The following is a 19,391-nucleotide window of genomic DNA, read 5'->3' as shown; positions in this document are numbered from 1 at the left end:
GACCCCGGTCGGCTACTGGCGGTAGCGGGTGAGGGCGTCGGCGAGGGTCGCCGCGTAGAAGCCGGACTTGCTGGCGCCGTCGATGCGGACGGTGCCTGCGCCGGGCCGCTCGACCCCCACCGCACGCAGGAGAGCGCCGAGCTCGGACCCGAGGGTGTGGGCGTCGGCGCCGAGCGCGGCGGCGAGGTCGGCGGTGGACATCCGGTCCCCGCCGTCGGCGGTGATCGCACCGTGAGCGCGCACGAGCAGTTCCGGCGCGGGGTCGACGGCGGGCTCGTAGACGCTCGAGTCGTCGAACGGGTCCGCGGCGGGCGCGGGCGCGGGCGTGGTGCGGGAGAGGTTGAGCCCGCCGCCGTGCTGGCGGTCCTTCAGGAACCACTCCCGGGCGGCCGCGAGGTCGGCCGGGCCCTTGCTGAACGAGAGGCTGAGCCCGCCGGCGGGGCGCTCGGCCGCCGCGGCCGGCTCCGCGGCCGGGGTCGGGCCTGTGCTCGCGCTGTCCGGGTTGGCCCAGAGCCATCCGGCGCGGTCGGTGTCCCAGCGGTGGGCGTAGTCCTCCCCGGCGGCCTGGGCGGACACGGCGTCGAGGGCGGGGCGGGTGTCGTTGGTGGCGAGGACCGCGGCCCGGACCTGGCTGGGGCTGGTCCGCCAGGTCTTGAACGGGGTCGGGGCGAAACCGTCAGCGCCGGCAGCGCCGATGACACCGGCGCCCTTGGCGTTGAGCTGCCGGGTGTCGACCCGGGCCCGCGGAAACATTTTGGCCAGGTTGTTCCCGGCGCTCTCCCCGCTGGTGAGCGCCACCCCGACAGGGGAGAACTTGCGCACTTCGGTGTCGCCGAGCGCGGACACGTTGCCGTCGACGGCGGTCAGCACGAACCGTTCGCCCATGGCGCGGGTGGTGCGCATCGCCTTGCGGACGGCCTCCCGCAGGTCTTTCAGGACCTTCGGGGCGGTGGGATGGACGGACAGCAGCTCGGCGCCTTCGTCGATGACGACCATGATCTGCGGCAGTGCCGCGGAGACGGGCAGCAGCGTGGTGTCCTCGCGGTCCAGCAGGTCCTGGTAGTGCTGCTGGCGGGCGGCGTTGATCCGCAGGACCGCGGTCATCATCCGCAGGGCCTCGTCCGGGGTGGAGGCGATCCAGTCGACGCCCGGGCGGGTGCCGGCGGGCGCCGCTTCGGTGCCTGCCTTCGGGGCTTTGCGGCCGGTGGCCTCCAGCCACGGGCGCATCCACGGGATGCCCACCGCCCCCGCTTTCAGGTCGATGACCCAGGTGACGACGTCGGTGCATCGGGCGAAGCCGGTGATGACGCCGTCGACCAGGGTGGATTTGCCGGATCCGGGCGGGCCGAGCAGCAGCGCGCACGCCTCCCGCAGGTAGACGGTGACGGGGTCCTGGTTGGGCAGCAGGCCCCAGGGGATGCCGGTCAGGATCGACAGGGGACTGTAGTCGGCGGGGTAGTCGTGGATGGTCGCCATGCCGTTGACGGTCGGCACGTCCAGCACCACCCGGCCCTGGATGTCGCCCTCCTCGACCGCGATGACGCAGCCCAGCGGGAGCTTCGCGTCGCCCGCCAGGGCCCGCGCCTTGGCGGCGATCTGGTCCCACGTCGCCGTCCCGCCGGGCAGCTCGACCGCGAGGGAGAACCCGCCGCCGGTGGTCCAGAACTCGACCGCGAACACCCGGCCCTGCACGCCCGCGACGCGCTGGATGCGGTCCTCCCACTCGCGGGCGATGGTGCGGCGGCGCTGGTCGAGCGCGTCGGCGGCCCGGCTCGCCTGCGGCGTGAGGGCGAGGCGCTCCTCCTCCGCGGCCTCTTCGTGGACGGCGGCGGTGGAGGCCATCGCGCCGATCCCGACGCCGAGCCCGGCGAGCGTCCCAGCCGCGGCCCAGGACAGGGGGCCGGTGTGGATGGCCCAGGTGGTCCAGCCACCGGCGAGCAGCCAGGACGCGGCGCGGGTGACGACGGTCATCGCGGTCAGGCGCCGGTGGACACTCCAGCCGACGCCGTGACCGATCGCTCCGGCCGCCCCGACCGCCAGCGGCAGTGCCTCGGGCATGCCGGTCGCAGCGCCGAGCAGGGCGATGGCTCCGGCGCCGGTCGCCGCGGACACGGCGCCGGTGATCGGGCCGTGCGGCGCCGCCCAGTCCAACGGCACCCCCTGCCCGGCTCGGCTGGGCTTGGGGGTCTTGGGCTTGTCGGTGCGGGCCGCGGACGGCGGTGTGGGGTCGGTGGGCAGGTTGGTCAGGTTCAGGTTCTCGACCACGGGTGTTCGTCTCCAGGGACGGGCCGGGGCGGGTCGCACGGTGTGCGGCCCGCCCCGAACAAGGGTGGATGTGTCGCTGAACTGCGCTGCTGTTACTGGTTGTTGGTGGTGTCCCACTTGTCTTCGCCGTTGCGGGGGTCCTCGTGGCGGCGGATGTCGCCCTCGTGGGCCTGGCGGAACGCGGGGCCGGCCTCGCTAGCGGCGCCGACGGCGAGCTGCAGGAACATGTAGATCTCCTGCAGGGCCATGCCGACCTGCGGGTCGAGCGGGAACTCCGCGTCGCACCGCTCGGAGAGAATCTTGAAGACGTTGGCGATGCTCGCGAGGGCGTCGGGCAGCTCCTCGACCATGGCCAGGACCTGCATCATCCCGTCGGGGTCGAAGGTGGCGGCCATGACCTCCATCTCCGCGGCGACGGAGGCGAAGCTGAACGAGGCGACGTTTTCCATGGGCACTCCCGTGGTCGTGGTGCTGTCGATGTCGGTGGCGTTGTGGTTGCGCGGGGCCCGGGGCACGGTGTCCTCGACCGCGCCAGGGTCCGCCTCGTCGGCCTGGTCGAGGGTTTCGGCGGCCTGCAGGTCCGTCTCCAGGTCGGCGGCGATGGCCTGGTCCCGCTCCTCGCGGGCCGCGGCGGCGGCGCCGACCAGCCGGGCGAACAGCCTGCGACCGGGGTGCATCAGCCAGGGCAGGCCCAGGTGCCGGCCGATCGGGGTCGTGACGGCGCCGACCAGGCCGACCGCTCCGGCCAGCAGCGCCGCAGCGGCCCACCGGGCCCAGTAGCGGGCGGCGGAGCGGCGAAGACGGCGGCGGGCCCCGCGGGCGGCGACGGCCCGGCGCCGGGCGATGCGCCGCTCCCGCACCCGATCGTCGGCCCGGACGTCCCGCAGCTGCCGACGGGCCGCCCGCCGCTCCTGCCGAGCCTGACGCCGGGCCTGCCGGGCGGTCTCCCGGGCACTGCGGGCGGCCGGACCGGACGACGACACCGCAGGCCCGGAACCCTGTGTGCCCGCCCGCTGCTGCCGAGCGGCGGTCTTGGCGGCGCGCTTGTCGTCGCGGGCGGCCTGGCGGGCGGCGCGGCGGGTGTCGCCGACGCCGCGGCGGGCCGCGGTGTCCTGCACCCGCCGATCCCGCCGCGACGGCCCCGCCTCGGTCCTCTCGGCCCGGGCCGCGCGCACCTGCGCCGCCCGCACCCCAGCCGCCGACACCGCCCCGGCGCCCGGCACCCGACCACCCGCACCCTGGCGGCCTCCGTACCCGGTGCCGGACCCCGGGCCGACACCGGACCGGGCACCCGTGCTGATTGCGGCCCGGCGGTGCGTGCCCGCCGTGGTGCCGCCGGGCGTCGGGTGGGCACCGGGCCTGCCGTGCTGGTCCGGACGAGTCGGGCCGCCGGCCGGGTGGTGCCCGGCAGCCGCGCCAGGGTGCCCGACCGCGCGGGACTGGTGGCCGCGGCCGGCCGGGACACCGCCCAGCAGTCCACCGGACGGCGCCGGACGCCGCCCGCCCGCCCCGGACAGGCCCGGCATCCGACCGTACGAACCGCCCCCGCTGGAGCCGAGGTTGGCGCCGGATTGGCGGTTGGTGTGGCGGGTGTTCTGGCCGCGGCGCTGGCGGTTGCGTCGGGCCCGCACGGCCGCGGCCCCGGCGGCTGCGGCGGTGCCGCCTGCGAGGGCGACCCACACCGCGGGCCCGCCCGCCAGCGCGGCCGCGCTCACGGCGGCGACCGCGGAGTTCCCGGTGGCCACGGCCAGCGGCACGGCCGGCAGGCCGCCGCGGGTGTGGGCCAGGCGCGCCGTCGTGCGCGGCGCCGTGCTGTCCGGCGCCGGACGCTGCGGCGCGGTGGGGGCAGGGGGCTGCGGGAAGGGCGGTTCGACGACTGCCCCGGGCGTGGTGGCTGGGGCGAGCGTGTCGGGCATGCCGGTACCTCCAGTCTGGGTCACGGGCGGGTGGCGACGGCGTCGCCGGTGGCGGTGCGCTCGACCACGGGCCGGGCGAGGTCACGGTGGGTCAGCTGGACGGGGACGCCGGCCTTGCCGAGGCGTCGGGCGAGGATGCGGGCCACCGTGGCGGCACGGTGGCGACCACCTGCGCACCCGACCGCCACGGTCAGCGGGGCGTCCGCGGGGCCGAAGTCGTAGGCGTCGGCCAGCGCGGCGGTGGCGGCGATGACCTCCTGAATGCCCGGGGTGGCGAGGACCGCGGCGCGGACGGGCAGGTCATAGGCGGTCATGTGGCGCAGGGCGGGGTCGACGTGCGGGTCACGGAAGTGGCGGCGCAGGTCGAGGGTGAGGTGCGCGGACTCCGGGGCGGGGCCGTGCAGGTAGCCGAACGAGATCACACGGATTTCGGTCACGGACATGACAGGGGCCTCCATGCTCAGGTGGCGGGAGAGCAGCTCAAGGGGGTGGGGTTAGGCCGCGAGGGCGGCGGGCTCGGCGCAGGGCAGGCAGGTGCCCAGGTGCGCGGGGAGCACGTAGCCGGCATCCGTGCCGCAGACGGGGCAGGTGCGGCGGGCCGTGTTCGCGGCGGCCAGCGCCCGCCAGCGCCCCGGGGTCATGGGGCGCACGGGCGCGGCGAGGGTGAGGCGGTAGAGGTAGGCGACCCGCACGCCCGACTTCGAGCGGCGGGAGCGCCACATGATCTGCGCGGCGACGTCCTGCCCGCCCGGGCGCAGGCCCCGGGCACGCAGCTGTCGGCGGGTGAGCAGGCTGGCCGGGGCCATCCTCCACGGATAGGTGGGGGTGCCCCCGTGCCGGCGGCCCTCCGGGTCCCAGAAGCGGGGCCGGGCCACGGCTCAGAGCCCGGGGGTGGAGGGTTCGGGCTGGTAGTAGAAGCCGATCAGCTTCACCGGGACACCGCTGTAGGTGGTGGTGGCGGTGAGCCAGGCGAGGGTGCCGGACACGGCGGTGTCGTGGTCGAGGGCGGCCGGGTCGATGTCGAGGGCCTGGCGCCACTGCTCGAAGTGGTCGAGGCCGTTGTGCAAGGCGACTTCCACCCCCCACATGAAGTCGTGCGTGCCAGGCACTCGCAGGTACTGCAGCTCGGCCGTCACGGTGGGCAGCGCCGAGTGGGCGCTCAGGAGAGACAACAGCGCGCCGGCAGCGGTGATCTGGTCGGCGGCGGTGGGGCGGGTGTCGGTGCTGGTGGTCACGATGCCTGCTCCTCGGTGGTGTCGGTGGTGGGGACGGCCTGCAGGGCGGGGCGCTCCTGGTGTGCCGTGGCGAGTTCCTGGTAGCGGGCGGAGCGGAGTTCCTGGTAGCGGGCGGCGACCCACCCGGCGGACCAGCCGGTCAGCTCGACCGCGCGGCGCTGCGGGATGCTGAGCGTGAAGGCGTTCAGCACGGTCATCCGGGCATCCGCTTCGGGCAGGCGCTCAGCCGCCGCGGGTGCGGTCAGGAGCTTCTGTCGCAGCCGCTCCACGTCCTGCTCGGTGCTCTGCTCACGCTCACGCTCACGGCGCTCACGCTCGCTCACCTCGCGCTCACGGCGCTCACGCTCGGCCCGCTCCTCGTCCTGCTGGCGCTGCTGTTCCTCGCGCTCGGCGGCAACCCGGCGGGCCTGTTCCTCGCGGTCCTCGCGGGCCATGCGCGCGACCCGCTCATCGTGCTCACGGGCCATCCGGGCATCGTGCTCACGGCGCTCACGCTCGGCCCGGTCGTACTCGGCCAGACGGTCCGCGCGTTCCTGCCGGCGGCGCTCTTCGGCACGTCGCTCGCGCTCGGCCCGCTCATCGCGCTCACGGGCCTCACGGGCGGCCAGCGCGGCGGCGATCGCCCGCCGGTAGGCCAGCGACGTCTCCGCCGTGACGATCAGCAGCAGCGGCGCCACCGCGTGGACCGCCACCCCGACCCGATCCCGGTCCAGAGCGGACTGACCCACGTTGAGCAGCACCGTCATGGCGCCGGTCATCCAGCGCAGCACGACCGGCCACCGGCCGCCGTCGCCGCCCAGGCGGGCCAAGGTGCTGTCCATCCGGACCACGATCACCACCGCCGCATCCACGACGAGCGGCAGGATCGGCGCCGTCCACTCCCAGCCGTCGGGGGTGTGGTGGGACATCAGCGGGGTCACCGTGAGCACGCTGTAGAGGACCGCGCCCAGCGTGATCGTCCACGTCCCCACCGCCAGCGCCCGTTCCGCGGACCGAATCTGGTCGCGGCTCATCGGCGCCTTCACCGCGACCACCTCCCGGTGCGGGATGAGCGGGTCGTGAGCACGCGGTGAGCGGCCGTGAGCGCGGTGAGCGTCGGGTCGCTCATCGGTGAGCCTCCCGGGCGGCGCGGCGCTGGCGGTAGGCGGCGCGCTGACGCTGGAGGTGCAGCGCGGTCCGCTCGGCGGCGGTCATCCCGCCGAAGATGCCGGCGGGCTCTCGGCGCTGCAGGGCCAGTTCCAGGCACATCGCGCGCACCGGGCACCTGGCGCAGATCATCCGGGCCCGGCGCTCCGACCACTCGGCCGCGGCGAGCGCGGCCTCCAGGTCCTCCGTGTCGTCGTCGACTTCCGGGTAGAACAGGTCGGTGTCGACGCCGCGGCAGGCGGCGCCCCGCAGGTCACCGGCCCCATCCGGGGTGTACTCGGCCAGCACGGTAGCCGCCGGCCGGGCCATCAGGTGCGGCGTGCGCGTCGCGCCACCGTTCAGGAGACTGTGGAGCTGCATCACGCGGCCGCCTTCCACGTCAGCACCCGGCGGCGCGCGGCGGTGTGCAGCAGCGCGGACCCGAAGGCGGCCGCGGGGCCGTCCAGGTCCCGCAGGATGTCCCGCGCGGCGTCCAGCCGAACCAGCCGGTCCGCGTCGCTCTCGTCCTCGCTGCCGACAAACAGCTCGACGTCGACGCCGACGCCGAGTGCCAGCTCCGCGAACTCGCGCGGCGTCCAGGCCTCACGGCCCGCGACGTACAGTTTCATGGGGTCACCTCGTCTAGTGGTGGGTGGCCCGCAGGGCCGCCGCGCGTTCCTTGGCCGGAGCGCGGCGGCCCGCCTTATGCGGGCCCAGCAACTCGTCGGATCACGAGCAGCCGCGGAGCCCGACGCGAACCGGCCGCCGCAGGGGCGATCGGTGCGCGCCGGGGACCGTGATCGCTGGTGAGCGACTGGAAGCGGTGAGCCCCGCCCGCTGTCAGCGGCGGGGCCGAGTATGGGCCTTGCTCATGGCAGGCTCCTGAGGTCAAAGCCCCTGGCGGGGCGATTGATTGGGGTTGCCCGTCCTTACGGGCGTCAGGTCTCTCGGGCCTGGGTCCGGTGCATCTCTCTGCTCAGCACCAGCAGGGCGGCGCACCCCGGAACGGGGTGCTGCGTGGCTCGCTGCCGCCGGCGACATCACCCGGTCGCCACGGGGGCGGTCGTCACCCGCCACGTGCTTTGAGACTCCGCTGGTCCACTCGGCTCGCCATCCAGCCGTACGTAATCGGTCTGGTCAGCGTCCGTCCGGCCCCACACCCCGACAGGGGTGGCATGCCACGCGTAGGGGGAGAGCACGTGTCGCGGTGGTTCAACTCCCCGGCGCCGCGCACTGTGCGCGTCCTAGGTGCCTTCCGCGACCGCCGCCCTCGCGTCGGTCTCGCACGATCGATATGAAGCCGGCACCTCTCGGCGACGACGTTCTCAAGGAACTGAGCTTCCCTGGCCGACCCTCACGAGCCGACTTCCGGGCGTATCTGTCCAGCTCAGAGCAGCCCAAAGAAGGCCCCCCGAACTCCTCTACATGAGCACTCATGCACTTATGTAGAGGAGTGACGGGCATCAGAGTGCACTGCTCCTATACATAAGTCAACCCTCCACGTGAAATGCCACGTGGAGGGTCGGCCAAAGCTGAGGTGGCGTCAGTCGGTAGCGGGGATCCGGTAGTCCAGAACGAACCGGTCGGCAGCCATCAGCGTGTCGCAGACTTCGACTACGCGCCCCGAGTTGCTGACGGCATTGCGTGTCAGGTGGATGACGGGGGCGCCAGGGCTGAGGTCCAGCGTGGCCGTCTCGGGCTTCGTGGCGAGGCGGGCCCGTACGGTCTCGGTGAACTCCGCGAGGATGTGCCCGTTGTCCTCCAGGCGCGCGTAGATGCCGCCGCCGCCCGGGTTCTCGGCGAACAGCTCGGGGATGTCCTTCGCGATGTCCCAGGGCAGGTAGGAGGTGGCTTCCTCGGTTGGCACGCCATCGCTGAAGTACAGCCTGCGGCGAGCCAGCACCTGGGCCCCGGGCGAGACCGAGAGTCGTTCGGCGATGTCCGGCGAGGCTTCGGTCGGGCCGATGTATAGGACTCGCACCGATGGGGTGGAACCCGCCTGCTCGGCTTCGGCGAGGTAGGCAGCCTTCCCTGCCTTCCGGTGGGATCGACGGAAGCGATCCGACGACTTGCGCTTGACCGGTGGCCGCGACCTCACGAAGGATCCGCGGCCGTGGTGGGTCTCGATCAGGCCGGTCGCTCGAAGCTCGGCGACAGCCTTCCTCGCGGTTCCGGGCGCGACCTTGTAGCGGTCCATGAGTTCGGACTCGCTCGGGATCTTCTCGCCAGGGGGCAGGATGCCCTTCTGGATCTGTTCTGCGAGGTCCTCGGCGATCTGCAGGTACCGGGGCGAGGATGTCTCGCGAACGCTTCCACTCCTCATTTGGGTGGAACCTCCTATGCTCATATACATGAGTAACAGCACGCAGCAGGGACGGTCAACGCCGCTGCACTCCGTGTCAGTGGCTGGCGTCGTCGTGCGAGAGGGCGGTGACGTGCTGGTCATTCGGCGCGCTGACAACAGCACGTGGGAACCGCCTGGCGGAGTACTGGAGCTTGGAGAGTCTGTCGAGGCAGGTGTCTGCCGAGAGGTGTTGGAGGAAACCGGCGTCGTCGTGGAGGTCGAGCGGCTGACTGGCGTCTACAAGAACATGACCCTCGGCGTGGTCGCCTTGGTCTTCCGATGTCGCCCGGTCGGTGGTACACCAGCCGTTTCCGACGAATCGACTGTTGTGCAGTGGCTTCCTCCCGACGACGCGGTTGCGAAGATGGGAGAGATGTACGCCATCCGAGTCCAGGACGCGCTCAACCTCGGCGATCCAGCGGTGCGCGCGCATGATGGGCGTCGACTCGTGGCTTGAGTTGATCTGATGCTGACATCACCTCCTGACATCAACACATCCGGACGTCGGCACACGTGCGCGTCTCTGTGAGCCCATGGCCTTGACGGGAGCGGTGTGACCATCCCGGTCCCGGCGCTGAGCGTTTGATCTTGTAAAGCGGGGGTCGTCGGTTCGAACCCGACAGGGGGCTCCGCGGCGTGAAGGGCCGGCTCCACCTGGTGACCAGGTGGGGCCGGCCCTTCGTCGTTGCCGGGGTGGCGGGGCGGGCGGGTTCCGGAATCGGGTGGGGCGGGGGTGAGCGGGGGGCCGGGGTGGTGCGTACCTCCTGGTGGGGAAACGGATGAGGAAGGAGACAGTGATGGGCATGCTGGCCAATCTGGTTCCGGCGATGAGGCATCCGCACAAGCGGACCAAGTCCGGTCGCTCGACCAGGACCTCGAAGACGGGCACCCACCGTCGCCGTCGGCGCACTTCGTCGTCGCGGCACTGACGGCTCCGCCGTCCTGTCAGGGCCGGGCCCCGGGCCCGGCCGAGTTCCCAGGGTTGGACGAGTTCCGTGTGGTCACTGCGGCGGCTGACGGTCGTCGGTGCGGGTGAGGGCGACGGCCGGCCGGTCGTCGACGCCGCTCCGGCGGTGCCGTTGCGGCGGACCTTCGGGAGGTTCTGGCCCTACACGCGCGGGGGCAGGCGCTGGCTGGCCCTCCTGCTGGGGTTCGTCCTGCTCGGCCCGGTGGTCGACGCGGCCGCGATCTGGCTGTTCAAGGTCGTCGTCGACGAGGTGCTGGTGCCGCGCAGGCTCGGGCTGTTCCTGCCGGTGGCGCTCGGCTACGCCGGGCTGGCCGTCGTGGCGGGGGGCCTGCGCTTCGCCGACGAGACGACCTCGGCCTGGGTCAGCGAGCACTTCCTGTTGGCCCTGCGGTCGGACGTGTTCCGGCACCTGCAGGGCCTGTCGCTCGGGTTCTTCGAGCGGCGGCGGCTCGGTGACGTGCTGTCCCGGCTGACCGGTGACATCGAGGCGGTCGAGACGTTCCTGCTGTCGGGCGTCCTCGACGCCGTCGCGTACGCCGCGGAGCTCGCCGTCTTCCTGGCCGTGCTGTTCTACCTGCGCTGGGACCTCACCCTGGTCGCGCTGGTGGTGGCGCCGCTGTTCTGGTTCCTCGCGCGCCGCTTCTCGGTGCTGGTGAAGGCCGCTTCGCGGGAGCGGCGACGGCGCAGCGGTTCGGTGAGCGCCCTCGCCGAGGAGACGCTGGGCAACATCGCGCTGGTGCAGGCGTACAACCGGCAGGACTGGGAGCAGGAGCGGTTCCTGCGGGAGAGCCTGGCGCGGTTCCGGGCGACGATGGCGGCGACCCGGCTGCGGGCGTTGTTCGCGCCGATCGTCGAGGTGCTGGAGCTGTCCGGCGGGCTGATCGTGCTGGGGCTGGGCGCCTGGGAGCTGTCCCGGGGGCGGTTGACGCTGGGCGAACTGCTGGTCTTCGTGGCGTTGTTGGGCCGGTTGTACGGGCCGATCCGGGGGATCTCGCGGCTCAGCAACGGCCTCTACTCGGCCTCTGCCGCCGCCGAGCGGATCATCGAACTGCTCGACCAGCGCCCGCAGGTGGCCGATCCGCCGGTGCCGTTGAGACCGGCCCGGGTGCGCGGGGCGGTGACCTTCGACGGGGTGTGGTTCCGCTACCCGGGGTCGAAGAGGGTGGCGCTGTTCGACGTGTCGTTCCACGCCGAACCGGGCGAGACGGTGGCGCTGGTCGGCGCGAGCGGGGCCGGCAAGTCGACGGTCTCCAAGCTGCTGCTGCGGTTCTACGACCCGGAGCGCGGTGCCGTCCGGCTGGACGGGATCGACCTGCGCGAGCTGGCGCTGGCGGACCTGCGGGACAACGTCACGGTGCTGCTGCAGGAGACCCTGGTGATCCACGGCACCGTCCGGGAGAACATCGCGTACGGGAGGCCGGACGCGAGCGACGCGGAGATCCTCGCCGCCGCCTGGGCCTCCGACGTGCACGACTTCGTCGTCGGGTTGCCGGACGGCTACGACACCGTGGTGGGGCAGCAGGGCCGGCTGCTGTCCGGTGGGCAGCGCCAACGGCTCGCGATCGCCCGGGCGATGGTCCGCGACGCGCCGGTGCTGATCCTCGACGAGCCGACCACCGGGCTCGACGCGGGGTCCGGGCAGCGGGTCATGGAGCTGCTGGGACGGCTGATGCGGGGGCGGACCACGATCATCATCTCGCACAATCTGCTCACCGTCCGGAGTGCCGACCGGATCGTGCTGCTCGACGGCGGCCGCCTCGCCGACTGCGGTACGCACGAGGAGCTGCTGGCGCGCAACGACGGCTACGCGCGGCTCGACCGGCTGCATGCCCGGCCCGTCCCCGCGACACTGCTGCAGGAGACCGTCCGATGAACACCCGACCGCTGAACACCCGACCTCCGCTGCCCGCGGGGACACCCCTCGCCCCCGGCTACCCCGTCCTGGCCCACCTGTGCCGCACCGGCTGGCTCGACGTCTACGACGCCTGGAGCGAGGAACGGGACTGCCGCTGCGTGGTGAAGGTGCTCCGGCCCGACCGCCGCCGCGACCGCCGGCTGCGCGAACGGCTGCTCCAGGAGGGCCGCTGGCTGACCGGCTTCACCCACCCGCACCTGGTGCGCGGCTACGGCACGGGCGAACACCCGCAGCCGTACGCGGTCCTGGAGACCCTGACCGGCGAGACCCTCGCCCACCTCATCGACCGGCGGAGCCGCCGGCCGGCCGCCACCGACCTGGCCCTGCTCGGGCTGCACCTCTGCTCGGCGATGCGCTACCTGCACGGGCAGGGCCTGCTGCACCTCGACCTCAAGCCCTCCAACATCGTGATCGACTGCCGCCACGCCAAGGTGCTCGACCTGAGCATCGCCCGCCCGCCGGGCCGGGGGCGCCCGGGCATCGGGACGGACGGCTACCTCGCCCCCGAGCAGGCCGACGGGGGCCTGCTCACGGCGGCCGCGGACGTCTGGGGGATCGGCATCACCCTGTACGAGGCGGCCACCGGGGACGTCCCCTTCGCCGGCCCGGCCCCGGACGGCCCGGCGCCGCCGGTGGGCCGGGCGCGCCGGCTGCCCCGTCCGCTCGCCGAGGCGATCGACGGCTGCCTGCGGCCGGACCCGGCCGACCGTCCGGGCCTGCCCGAACTGGCCGGCCGCCTGGACGCGTTGCTCCCGCAGAGCCGCCGTGCGGTGGCACCGCCGGTGGACGACCCGGACTACGACGACCCGGACTCCGGCGACGAGGACTCCGGCGACCCGGACTCAGGCGACAGGGACGCCGGCGACCCGGACTCGGACGACGGGGACTCCTACGCCTCGGACCCGGGCGACATGCCTCAGGACCTGCGGAGCCGCCGGAGGGTCCAGGCGGGGTCGGGCGGGGTGGTGAGCGGGCGGGAGTGGGTGGCGAGGAGTTCGGCGGCGCGGCGGTAGGAGAGCCGGGCGCGGCCGGTGAGCGGGCAGCGGTCGGCGGCCGGGGTGCCGGCGGGGGCGCGGCGGTCGGTGAGGAAGAGCGGGCCGGTGGTGCGCCCGGCGACGAGCAGGGGGAGCAGCCGGGCGGTGCCGGCCTGCCAGTGGAGGGCGGTGCGGCCGGGCCGGTGGAGGGTGCGGCGGTGGGGCAGGTCGAGGTCGTCGGCGTCGAGGGCGAGGACGGTCTCGATGGCGGCGCCGGACTCGTGGAGGAGGTGCCAGAGCGCCTGCTCGCGCAGCGGGGCGCGGAGGGCGAAGAGGGCGCGGAGCTCGTCGGGGGTGAGCGGGGCGGCGGCCGGGCCGGCGGGCGGGCGGGGGCGCAGGTCGGTGGTGGGGTCGCCGACGAGCCAGCCGCGGGCCCGCCACCAGGCCACGGCGGCGCGCAGGGTGGAGAGTTCGCGGTTGAGCGTGCGCGGGTCGGTCGCGGTGGTGCGGAGCTCGACGGCGGTGCGGAGGCGGCCGGCGGCGTCCGGGTGGTCGAGCAGGGCGAGCGGGAGGACGGGCGGTCGGGCGCGCCGTCGTCCGGGGCCGGTGGGGGCGGGGCGGTCGGCGAGGGCCCAGGCCCAGGTGTCCAGGGCGATGCGGTAGATCCGGCGGGATCCCGGGGCGAGCCCGGCGTCGGAGAGGTAGCGGTCCACGGCGACGGCGTACTCGACCGGGGGGAGCTCCGTCATGCCGGGGCCTTCCATTTCTTCCGCAGTAAACGAGGTGTTCCGAGCCGTTTCGAGAGTACTCCCGATGCCCGGTGAACAGCAGCTGAACTGCTATTCCCTGGTGATTTACTGCGGCGATCCAAGGGGCGCGCAGAATTGATGCGGAAAGGCTCAAGTTTTTCCCGGAAATCCTTGAATCCGGTTCCCGGTGGAACGCACACTTGCTGCCCATGGCAGTGGACACGGAACGGATCCGGGCCCGCCGACGGCGGCCGGGAGGCCGGCTCGCCGTGCTGGGCGAGCGCGATTTCAGCCGGTTCTTCGTCGGCTACACGACCTCCCTCCTCGGCTCCTCGATGGCACCGGTGGCGGTGGCCTTCGCGGTGCTGGGCGGCGATGGCGGCGGGGCGGGGGCGGGCGGCGACGGCACGGACCTGGGGTGGGTGATGGCGGCCCGGATCCTGCCGGTGGTGCTGGTCCTGCCGGCGGGCGGGTTGATCGCGGACCGGTTCGGCCGGCGGCGGGTGATGCTGGGCTCGGACGTCCTGCGGGGGCTCGTCCAGGCGCTGTTCGCCGCACTGCTGGCGACCGGGCACGCGCCGGTGTGGGCGATGGTCGCGCTGGTGGCCGTCTGGGGGGTCGGCGAGGGGCTGTTCCTGCCCGCCTTCGGGGCGGTGGTGCCCGACCTGGTGCGCCGACGGGAGCTCCTGGGCGACGCGAACACCCTGGTGGGGCTGTCCCGTTCGGCGGCCGCGGTGGCCGGGCCCGCGGCGGCCGGACTGCTCACGGCGGCGTGCGGCCCGGCGGTGGTGCTGGTGGTGGACGCGGTGACGTACGGCGTCGGGGCGCTGGCCCTGGCCGGACTCCGCAGCTCCCCGCGGACGGTGCCGGCGGCCGGCGGCGAGGAGTCGATGGCCGCCGAACTGCGCACCGGGTGGAAGGAGTTCGCCGGCCGGCCGTGGCTCTGGATCACCACCGTACAGACCGGACTGTTCAACCTGGTGGTGTGGGCGCCGTTCCTGGTGCTCGGACCGCTCACCGCCCAGCGGCACCTCGGTGGCGCCCGCGCCTGGGGCGTGGTGATGGGCGTGTACGGCGTCGGCGCGGTGCTGGGCGGTCTGCTGATGCTCGGGCGCAGGCCGGGCCGGCCGCTCGCGGTGGCCACCGTGGCGACGCTGGGGTGGGCCCTGCCCTCGGCGGCGCTGGCGGCCGGCGCGCCGCTGCCGTGGGTGGCGGCGGCCGCGCTGGCGGCGGGCGTCGGCTCGGCGGTCTGCGGGGCGCTGTACGCCACGACGATGCAGGCCTGGGTGCCGCCCGAGGTGCTCGGCCGGGTGAACTCGTTCGGGGCGCTCGGCGCTTTCGTGCTGGGCCCGCTGGGGCTGGCGGCGGCGGGGCCGGCGGCGGACCGGATCGGTGTGGGCGGGGTGCTGCTGCTCGGGGTGGTCTGGCAACTCGCGGCGGGGGCCGTGGTGTTGATGGTTCCGGCGGTCCGTGACCGGCCCTGGGGCGGCGGTCCCGGCGAGCCCGGCGGCCCAGGCGGCCCCGGCGGCGCCGGTCATCCCGACCGGGAGCCGGTCGCGGAAGCCTGACGCCCGCCTCCCACCGGCCTCGGCCTCCCACCCCGTGCCCGCCGGCCCGCCCCCACCCGACCCGCTCCGCGGGCGCACCCCCGGCCCGGCGCGGTTCGTCGCCCACCGTGCCCGGCCGGCCTCGGAGCGCACCTCCGGCCCGGCTGCCGAACCCCGTCGCCCCGGCGGGGAGCGCGGCGGCCGGGCCGGTCGTACCGTGGAGGTGCGGGGACGACGGAGGAGGTCGGCCATGCCCGGTTCGCTCACCATCAGCCACCACGAATCCGCGGTCGCCCTGGACCACGCGGACGCCGATCGGCTCGCCACGGTGCTGGCGGAGCTGGCGTACCTGCTGGAGGTCCCGGGGCCCAACCGGATCAACGACGCGCAGCTCGCCCTGCTGTGCGAGGGACGGACGCCGGACCGCGCCGAGCTGTCGCGGTGGTCCCGGACGCTCGCGGCGGAGCTGAAGGGGCGGCTCTGACGGCTGCCGCGTCCGACCGCGCCGGAACCGGAACCGGAACCGGAACCGGAGCCGAAGCCGGAGCCGGAGCGGGAACCGGAACCGGAACCGGAGGTGCCCCGCCCCGCCCGCCGTACGATGGCGCGCGGGGCGGGCCGGTCGGGCCTGCCCCGGGGGTGTCGGGGTGGCCGGCACCCGGTCCGGCGGAGGGTGGGGGCCCGAGCGTGTCGCAGTCCCGGTCGATGTCCTGGCTGACGGTGGAGACGCCGCTGCCCAGCGGTCCGATGCACGTCGCGGTGACGCCGCTGGGCGTGGCGGCCGCCGGGTACGGCGTGCGGGAGGGTGAGCTGCCGCCGTGCACCGACGCGTCGCGGATAGCCGCCGTCACGGACCGCATCGGCGCCTATCTGGCGGGCCGCAGCCGGGAGTTGGGCCTGCCGATCGACTGGAGCCTGAGTTCCGGCCCGCACCGGACGGTGCTGCGCACGCTCTGGCAGGAGGTGCCGTACGGCGGGACCATCACCTACGGCGAACTGGCCTCCCGCAGCGGGGTGTTCGAGGACGTGACCGAGCCCGGCCTGGCCGCGCGGACCGTCGGCCAGATGATGGCCGCCAACCCCGTCGCCCTGCTGGTGCCCTGCCACCGGGTGGTGGCGGCGGACGGGATCGGCGGCTTCGGCGGCGGCCGGGTGGGGATCGAGGTGAAGCGCTGGCTGCTGACCCTGGAGGGGGTGCTGGAGCCGACGCTCGACTGGAACGGCCCCCTGTAGCCGGCCCCTGGCGCAGCGTCCCTGCGGAGCCCCGGAGCCCCGGAGCCCCGGAGCCCCGTCGCCACGTCCCGCCGCCTGCCGAGCCCGGCTCAGTGCTGCCGCACCAGGTCGACCGCCACCGGTGCCCGGCGCGGCCGGACCGGCTGGATGCCGGACACCAGCGTGTACTCGACGCCCCGGACGTCCGGCGGCCGAACGGCCTCCAGTCGTTCGCCGAGGGCCAGCCGGACGGCGTCCCAGGGCAGGTTGAGCCCGCACAGCCGGAGCTGGTGGAGCCCGGCGGCGGGGCGGGTGTTGACGTCGATCACCACGGGCTGCCCGTCCAGTTCGCGGAACTGGATGTTGGACAGGTAGGCCATCCGGCCGGCCCGGACCAGTCGGCCGACCGGTTCCAGGTAGCGCGGGTCGGTGGTGAAGCCGCGCCGCCGGCCGTCCTTGGTGCGGCCGACCGCGGTGAGCGGGGTGCCGTCCCGGTCGGCGAGGCAGTCGACCGAGACCTCGGGCCCGTCCAGGTACGGCATCACCAGGAGGTCCGCCGGCTCCTCCCCGGGCCCGCCGCCGGCCCGGTCGCCGGACAGCGCGGCGGCCACCTGCTCGACCTGGACCCGGTGGTCCCAGCCGTGCAGCCGCTGCGGCCCGTACGGCTCGCGGGTGAGCACCCGGAAGCCCGCGCCGCCCGCGCCGGTGGTGGGCTTGAGGCAGGGGGTGTGCCCGGTGGCCTCGATCCGGTCGACGGCCTCGTGGAGTTCGGCGGCGGTGCGGACCCGCCACCAGGGCGGGGTGGGGAGTCCGGCGGCGGATATCGCGCGGTAGCCGTCGTCCTTTCCCGCGTAGGCGGCGACGGCGGTGGCGGGGGGAGAGAGCAGGGTGGTGCCGATCGCCTCGAACTCGGGCCGGGCGAGGGCCACGGCGAGTTGGTGGAGCTGGGGGACGAAGACGGTGATGGCGTGCCGGGCGCAGTAGTCGAGGGCGTAGCCGACGTAGGCGTCGGCGGGCAGGTCGGCGGGTTCGAGGGTGCCGTGGTCGGCGGCGGCGAGCACCGGGGAGTCGGGGTCGGCGTGGGTGGCGTGGACGGTCACCGGGCGCGGTGCGGCGTGCAGTTGCTCGATGAAGAAGACGTTCTCGGCGTAGGTGCGGTTGAGCCAGACGCGTACCGGCGCTCCCAAGGCTGCCTCCCGGGGCATGGCGTGACGGAGTGTCAGGGCGCGGGGCGGGACCGTGCGCCGACTGCCCGGGCGGCCCTGTGAGGTGGCACCCTAGCGGGCCGTCGCGAGGATTCGAACAAGCGGGTCGGTCCGGGTGGCCGCTGCCCGGTTCCGCTGCCGGAGGGGGTGTCGATGGGGGAGGATGGGCAGCGGCATTCCGATAAATTCGAATAATTAGTCGAACAAGCATCGATCAGGTGATCCAGTCGTACTATTTGTTCGGTTATTCCGAACCACTCGAAAGAGTGATTGCGGCCCGCCCCCGAATGGCCTCACCATGAAGCTGCAACATGAATGTGCAAGGCGACACGTCATCGGGTAATCGGGTATGCGAAGGGCTCCCCTTATGTCGACCGAAACCACTGCCGGTATTCCTGCGCCGGGCGCGCAGCCGGAGATCCGGCAGCAGCAGAGTCTGAGCACGGCAGGTGCGCGGAACCTCGCCACCACCACCAAGTCCGCGCCGCAGATGCAGGGCATCAGCCCGCGCTGGCTGCTCAGGACGCTGCCCTGGGTGCAGGTGTCCGGCGGTACCTACCGGGTCAACCGCCGCCTGCGCCACTCGGTCGGCCGCGGTCGGGTGAGCTTCGTCAAGACCGGCCCCGAGGTGCGGATCGTCGCGCCGACGCTCGCCGAGGTGCCGGCGCTGCGCGGGTTCCAGGACGAGGCCCTGCTGGAGGAGCTGGCCGGGCGCTTCGTCCAGCGGGACTTCGGCGCCGGCGACGTCCTGGTCTCGGCCGGGGCGGCGATCGACGAGGTCTTCCTGATCGCGCACGGCAAGCTCGAGCGGATCGGCACCGGCAAGTACGGCGACGAGACGGTGGTCGGCACCCTCGCCGACGGCGACCACCTCGGCGACGAGGCCCTGCAGCAGGAGGACGGCACCTGGCCGTACACCGTCCGGGCCGCGACCTCGGGCACGGTGATGGCCCTGCCCTGGTCCGCCTTCCAGGAGCTGCACGACCGCTCCGAGGCGCTGCAGCTGCAGATCATCGAGTACCTGAACGGCTTCCAGCAGGCGCAGAACAAGCACGGCGAGGCCGCGATCGACCTCTCCGCCGGCCACCACGGCGAGTACGAGCTGCCCGGCGCCTTCGTGGACTACGAGCTCAGGCCGCGCGAGTACGAGCTGAGCGTCGCGCAGACCATCCTCAGGGTCCACACCCGGGTCGCCGACCTCTACAACCAGCCGATGAACCAGACGGAGCACCAGCTGCGGCTGACCATCGAGGCGCTGCGCGAGCGCCAGGAGCACGAGCTGGTCAACAACCCCGAGTTCGGCCTGCTGGAGAACGCGGCGTACGACCAGCGCATCCAGACCCACTCCGGGCCGCCCACCCCGGACGACATGGACGAGCTGCTCAGCCGGCGCCGCGGCACCAGGATGTTCCTCGCCCACCCCAAGGCCATCGCCGCCTTCGGCCGCGAGTGCAACAAGCGCGGCCTCGTGCCCGGCACGGTGGAGGTCGAGGGGCGGCACGTCACCGCCTGGCGCGGGGTGCCGGTCTTCCCGTGCAACAAGATCCCGATCGTCGGCGGCCACACCAGCTCGATCATCGCGATGCGCGTCGGCGAGGACAACCAGGGCGTCATCGGCCTGCACCAGACCGGAATTCCGGACGAGTACCAGCCGGGCCTTTCGGTGCGGTTCATGGGAATCGACGAGACGGCCATCATTTCCTACCTGGTCAGCGCCTACTACTCCGCCGCGATCCTGGTGCCGGACGCGGTCGGCGTCCTGGAGAACGTGGACATCGCGCAGCGCTAGAACGCGGCCGGCGACCACGGAACCGACGCCGGAACGGCGACCACCGGAGCGGTGTGCACCGAACGCCGACCACCGGAACCGACGCCGGCCGGCCGTCCCGCGCCGCCCGGCCGGGGCGCCCACACCCCGGGCCGGGCGGCGCGCCTTC

The 19,391-nt window shown here is 73.9% G+C and carries 18 protein-coding genes; 7 read left to right on the top strand and 11 right to left on the bottom strand.

Annotated features, from left to right (window positions below; all coding sequences use genetic code 11):
- Positions 1 to 12: 12 nt before the first annotated feature.
- The 9 genes from AB0N04_RS14410 to AB0N04_RS14370 form a co-directional block, all read right to left on the bottom strand.
- Positions 13 to 2,265, bottom strand: a complete 2,253-nt coding sequence (locus tag AB0N04_RS14410; RefSeq protein ID WP_363364338.1) for a hypothetical protein — start codon at positions 2,263 to 2,265, stop codon at positions 13 to 15.
- A 92-nt stretch (positions 2,266 to 2,357) separates the two neighbouring features.
- Positions 2,358 to 3,383 (bottom strand): hypothetical protein, encoded by a 1,026-nt coding sequence (locus tag AB0N04_RS14405; RefSeq protein ID WP_363364335.1) that lies wholly within the window; start codon positions 3,381 to 3,383, stop codon positions 2,358 to 2,360.
- A gap of 818 nt (positions 3,384 to 4,201) precedes the next feature.
- Positions 4,202 to 4,624, bottom strand: coding sequence for an RNase adapter RapZ (locus tag AB0N04_RS14400; protein WP_360212670.1), 423 nt, complete (start codon positions 4,622 to 4,624; stop codon positions 4,202 to 4,204).
- A 51-nt stretch (positions 4,625 to 4,675) separates the two neighbouring features.
- Entirely contained in the window at positions 4,676 to 5,056 is a 381-nt protein-coding gene (locus tag AB0N04_RS14395; RefSeq protein WP_360212672.1) for an RRQRL motif-containing zinc-binding protein, read from the bottom strand.
- A gap of 3 nt (positions 5,057 to 5,059) precedes the next feature.
- On the bottom strand, positions 5,060 to 5,416 hold the full coding sequence (locus AB0N04_RS14390; protein WP_360212674.1) for a hypothetical protein: 357 nt from the start codon (positions 5,414 to 5,416) through the stop codon (positions 5,060 to 5,062).
- Positions 5,413 to 6,429: a DUF2637 domain-containing protein gene (locus tag AB0N04_RS14385; RefSeq protein ID WP_360212676.1), complete on the bottom strand. Its 1,017-nt coding sequence runs from the start codon at positions 6,427 to 6,429 to the stop codon at positions 5,413 to 5,415. Before AB0N04_RS14385 ends, AB0N04_RS14390 begins: the two co-directional genes overlap by 4 nt.
- Positions 6,430 to 6,520: 91 nt before the next feature.
- Positions 6,521 to 6,922: a WhiB family transcriptional regulator gene (locus tag AB0N04_RS14380; RefSeq protein ID WP_360212678.1), complete on the bottom strand. Its 402-nt coding sequence runs from the start codon at positions 6,920 to 6,922 to the stop codon at positions 6,521 to 6,523.
- Positions 6,922 to 7,170: a hypothetical protein gene (locus AB0N04_RS14375; protein ID WP_360212680.1), complete on the bottom strand. Its 249-nt coding sequence runs from the start codon at positions 7,168 to 7,170 to the stop codon at positions 6,922 to 6,924. The genes AB0N04_RS14380 and AB0N04_RS14375 overlap by 1 nt, the downstream gene beginning before the upstream one ends.
- Positions 7,171 to 8,084: 914 nt before the next feature.
- Positions 8,085 to 8,864 carry a GntR family transcriptional regulator gene (locus AB0N04_RS14370; protein WP_360212682.1) on the bottom strand — a complete coding sequence of 260 codons (780 nt, stop codon included), beginning with the start codon at positions 8,862 to 8,864 and terminating at the stop codon, positions 8,085 to 8,087.
- Positions 8,865 to 8,880: 16 nt separating this feature from the next.
- On the opposite strand from AB0N04_RS14370, the gene AB0N04_RS14365 reads away from it, so the two are divergent.
- The 3 genes from AB0N04_RS14365 to AB0N04_RS14355 all read left to right on the top strand — a co-directional run bounded on the left by AB0N04_RS14365 (position 8,881) and on the right by AB0N04_RS14355 (position 12,780).
- Positions 8,881 to 9,342, top strand: coding sequence for an NUDIX domain-containing protein (locus AB0N04_RS14365; RefSeq protein WP_360212684.1), 462 nt, complete (start codon positions 8,881 to 8,883; stop codon positions 9,340 to 9,342).
- A gap of 538 nt (positions 9,343 to 9,880) precedes the next feature.
- Positions 9,881 to 11,725, top strand: coding sequence for an ABC transporter ATP-binding protein (locus AB0N04_RS14360; RefSeq protein ID WP_360212686.1), 1,845 nt, complete (start codon positions 9,881 to 9,883; stop codon positions 11,723 to 11,725).
- Positions 11,722 to 12,780, top strand: a complete 1,059-nt coding sequence (locus tag AB0N04_RS14355; RefSeq protein ID WP_360212688.1) for a serine/threonine-protein kinase — start codon at positions 11,722 to 11,724, stop codon at positions 12,778 to 12,780. Before AB0N04_RS14360 ends, AB0N04_RS14355 begins: the two co-directional genes overlap by 4 nt.
- Here the strand turns inward: AB0N04_RS14355 and AB0N04_RS14350 are convergent.
- A complete protein-coding gene (locus AB0N04_RS14350) occupies positions 12,684 to 13,490 on the bottom strand; it encodes a hypothetical protein (RefSeq protein ID WP_360212690.1) in 807 nt (268 codons plus the stop codon). The genes AB0N04_RS14355 and AB0N04_RS14350 overlap by 97 nt on opposite strands.
- Positions 13,491 to 13,699: 209 nt before the next feature.
- Here AB0N04_RS14350 and AB0N04_RS14345 point away from each other — a divergent pair, with 209 nt between their 5' ends.
- From AB0N04_RS14345 to AB0N04_RS14335, 3 genes are all read left to right on the top strand, one after another.
- Positions 13,700 to 15,058, top strand: a complete 1,359-nt coding sequence (locus tag AB0N04_RS14345) for an MFS transporter (protein ID WP_360212692.1) — start codon at positions 13,700 to 13,702, stop codon at positions 15,056 to 15,058.
- Positions 15,059 to 15,287: 229 nt separating this feature from the next.
- Entirely contained in the window at positions 15,288 to 15,521 is a 234-nt protein-coding gene (locus AB0N04_RS14340) for a hypothetical protein (protein WP_360212694.1), read from the top strand.
- 203 nt (positions 15,522 to 15,724) lie between these two features.
- Complete coding sequence (locus AB0N04_RS14335) at positions 15,725 to 16,270, top strand: methylated-DNA--[protein]-cysteine S-methyltransferase (RefSeq protein ID WP_360212696.1); 546 nt, start codon at positions 15,725 to 15,727, stop codon at positions 16,268 to 16,270.
- A gap of 89 nt (positions 16,271 to 16,359) precedes the next feature.
- Here the strand turns inward: AB0N04_RS14335 and AB0N04_RS14330 are convergent, their stop codons facing one another.
- Positions 16,360 to 17,436, bottom strand: a complete 1,077-nt coding sequence (locus tag AB0N04_RS14330; protein ID WP_360212698.1) for an ATP-grasp domain-containing protein — start codon at positions 17,434 to 17,436, stop codon at positions 16,360 to 16,362.
- Positions 17,437 to 17,821: 385 nt separating this feature from the next.
- On the opposite strand from AB0N04_RS14330, the gene AB0N04_RS14325 reads away from it, so the two are divergent.
- Entirely contained in the window at positions 17,822 to 19,243 is a 1,422-nt protein-coding gene (locus tag AB0N04_RS14325) for a family 2B encapsulin nanocompartment shell protein (RefSeq protein ID WP_360212700.1), read from the top strand.
- Positions 19,244 to 19,391: the final 148 nt, after the last annotated feature.

This window comes from Kitasatospora sp. NPDC051702, assembly GCF_040681575.1.
Classification (GTDB): Bacteria; Actinomycetota; Actinomycetes; order Streptomycetales; family Streptomycetaceae; genus Kitasatospora.
This window is presented reverse-complemented; position numbering and strand designations above follow the sequence as displayed.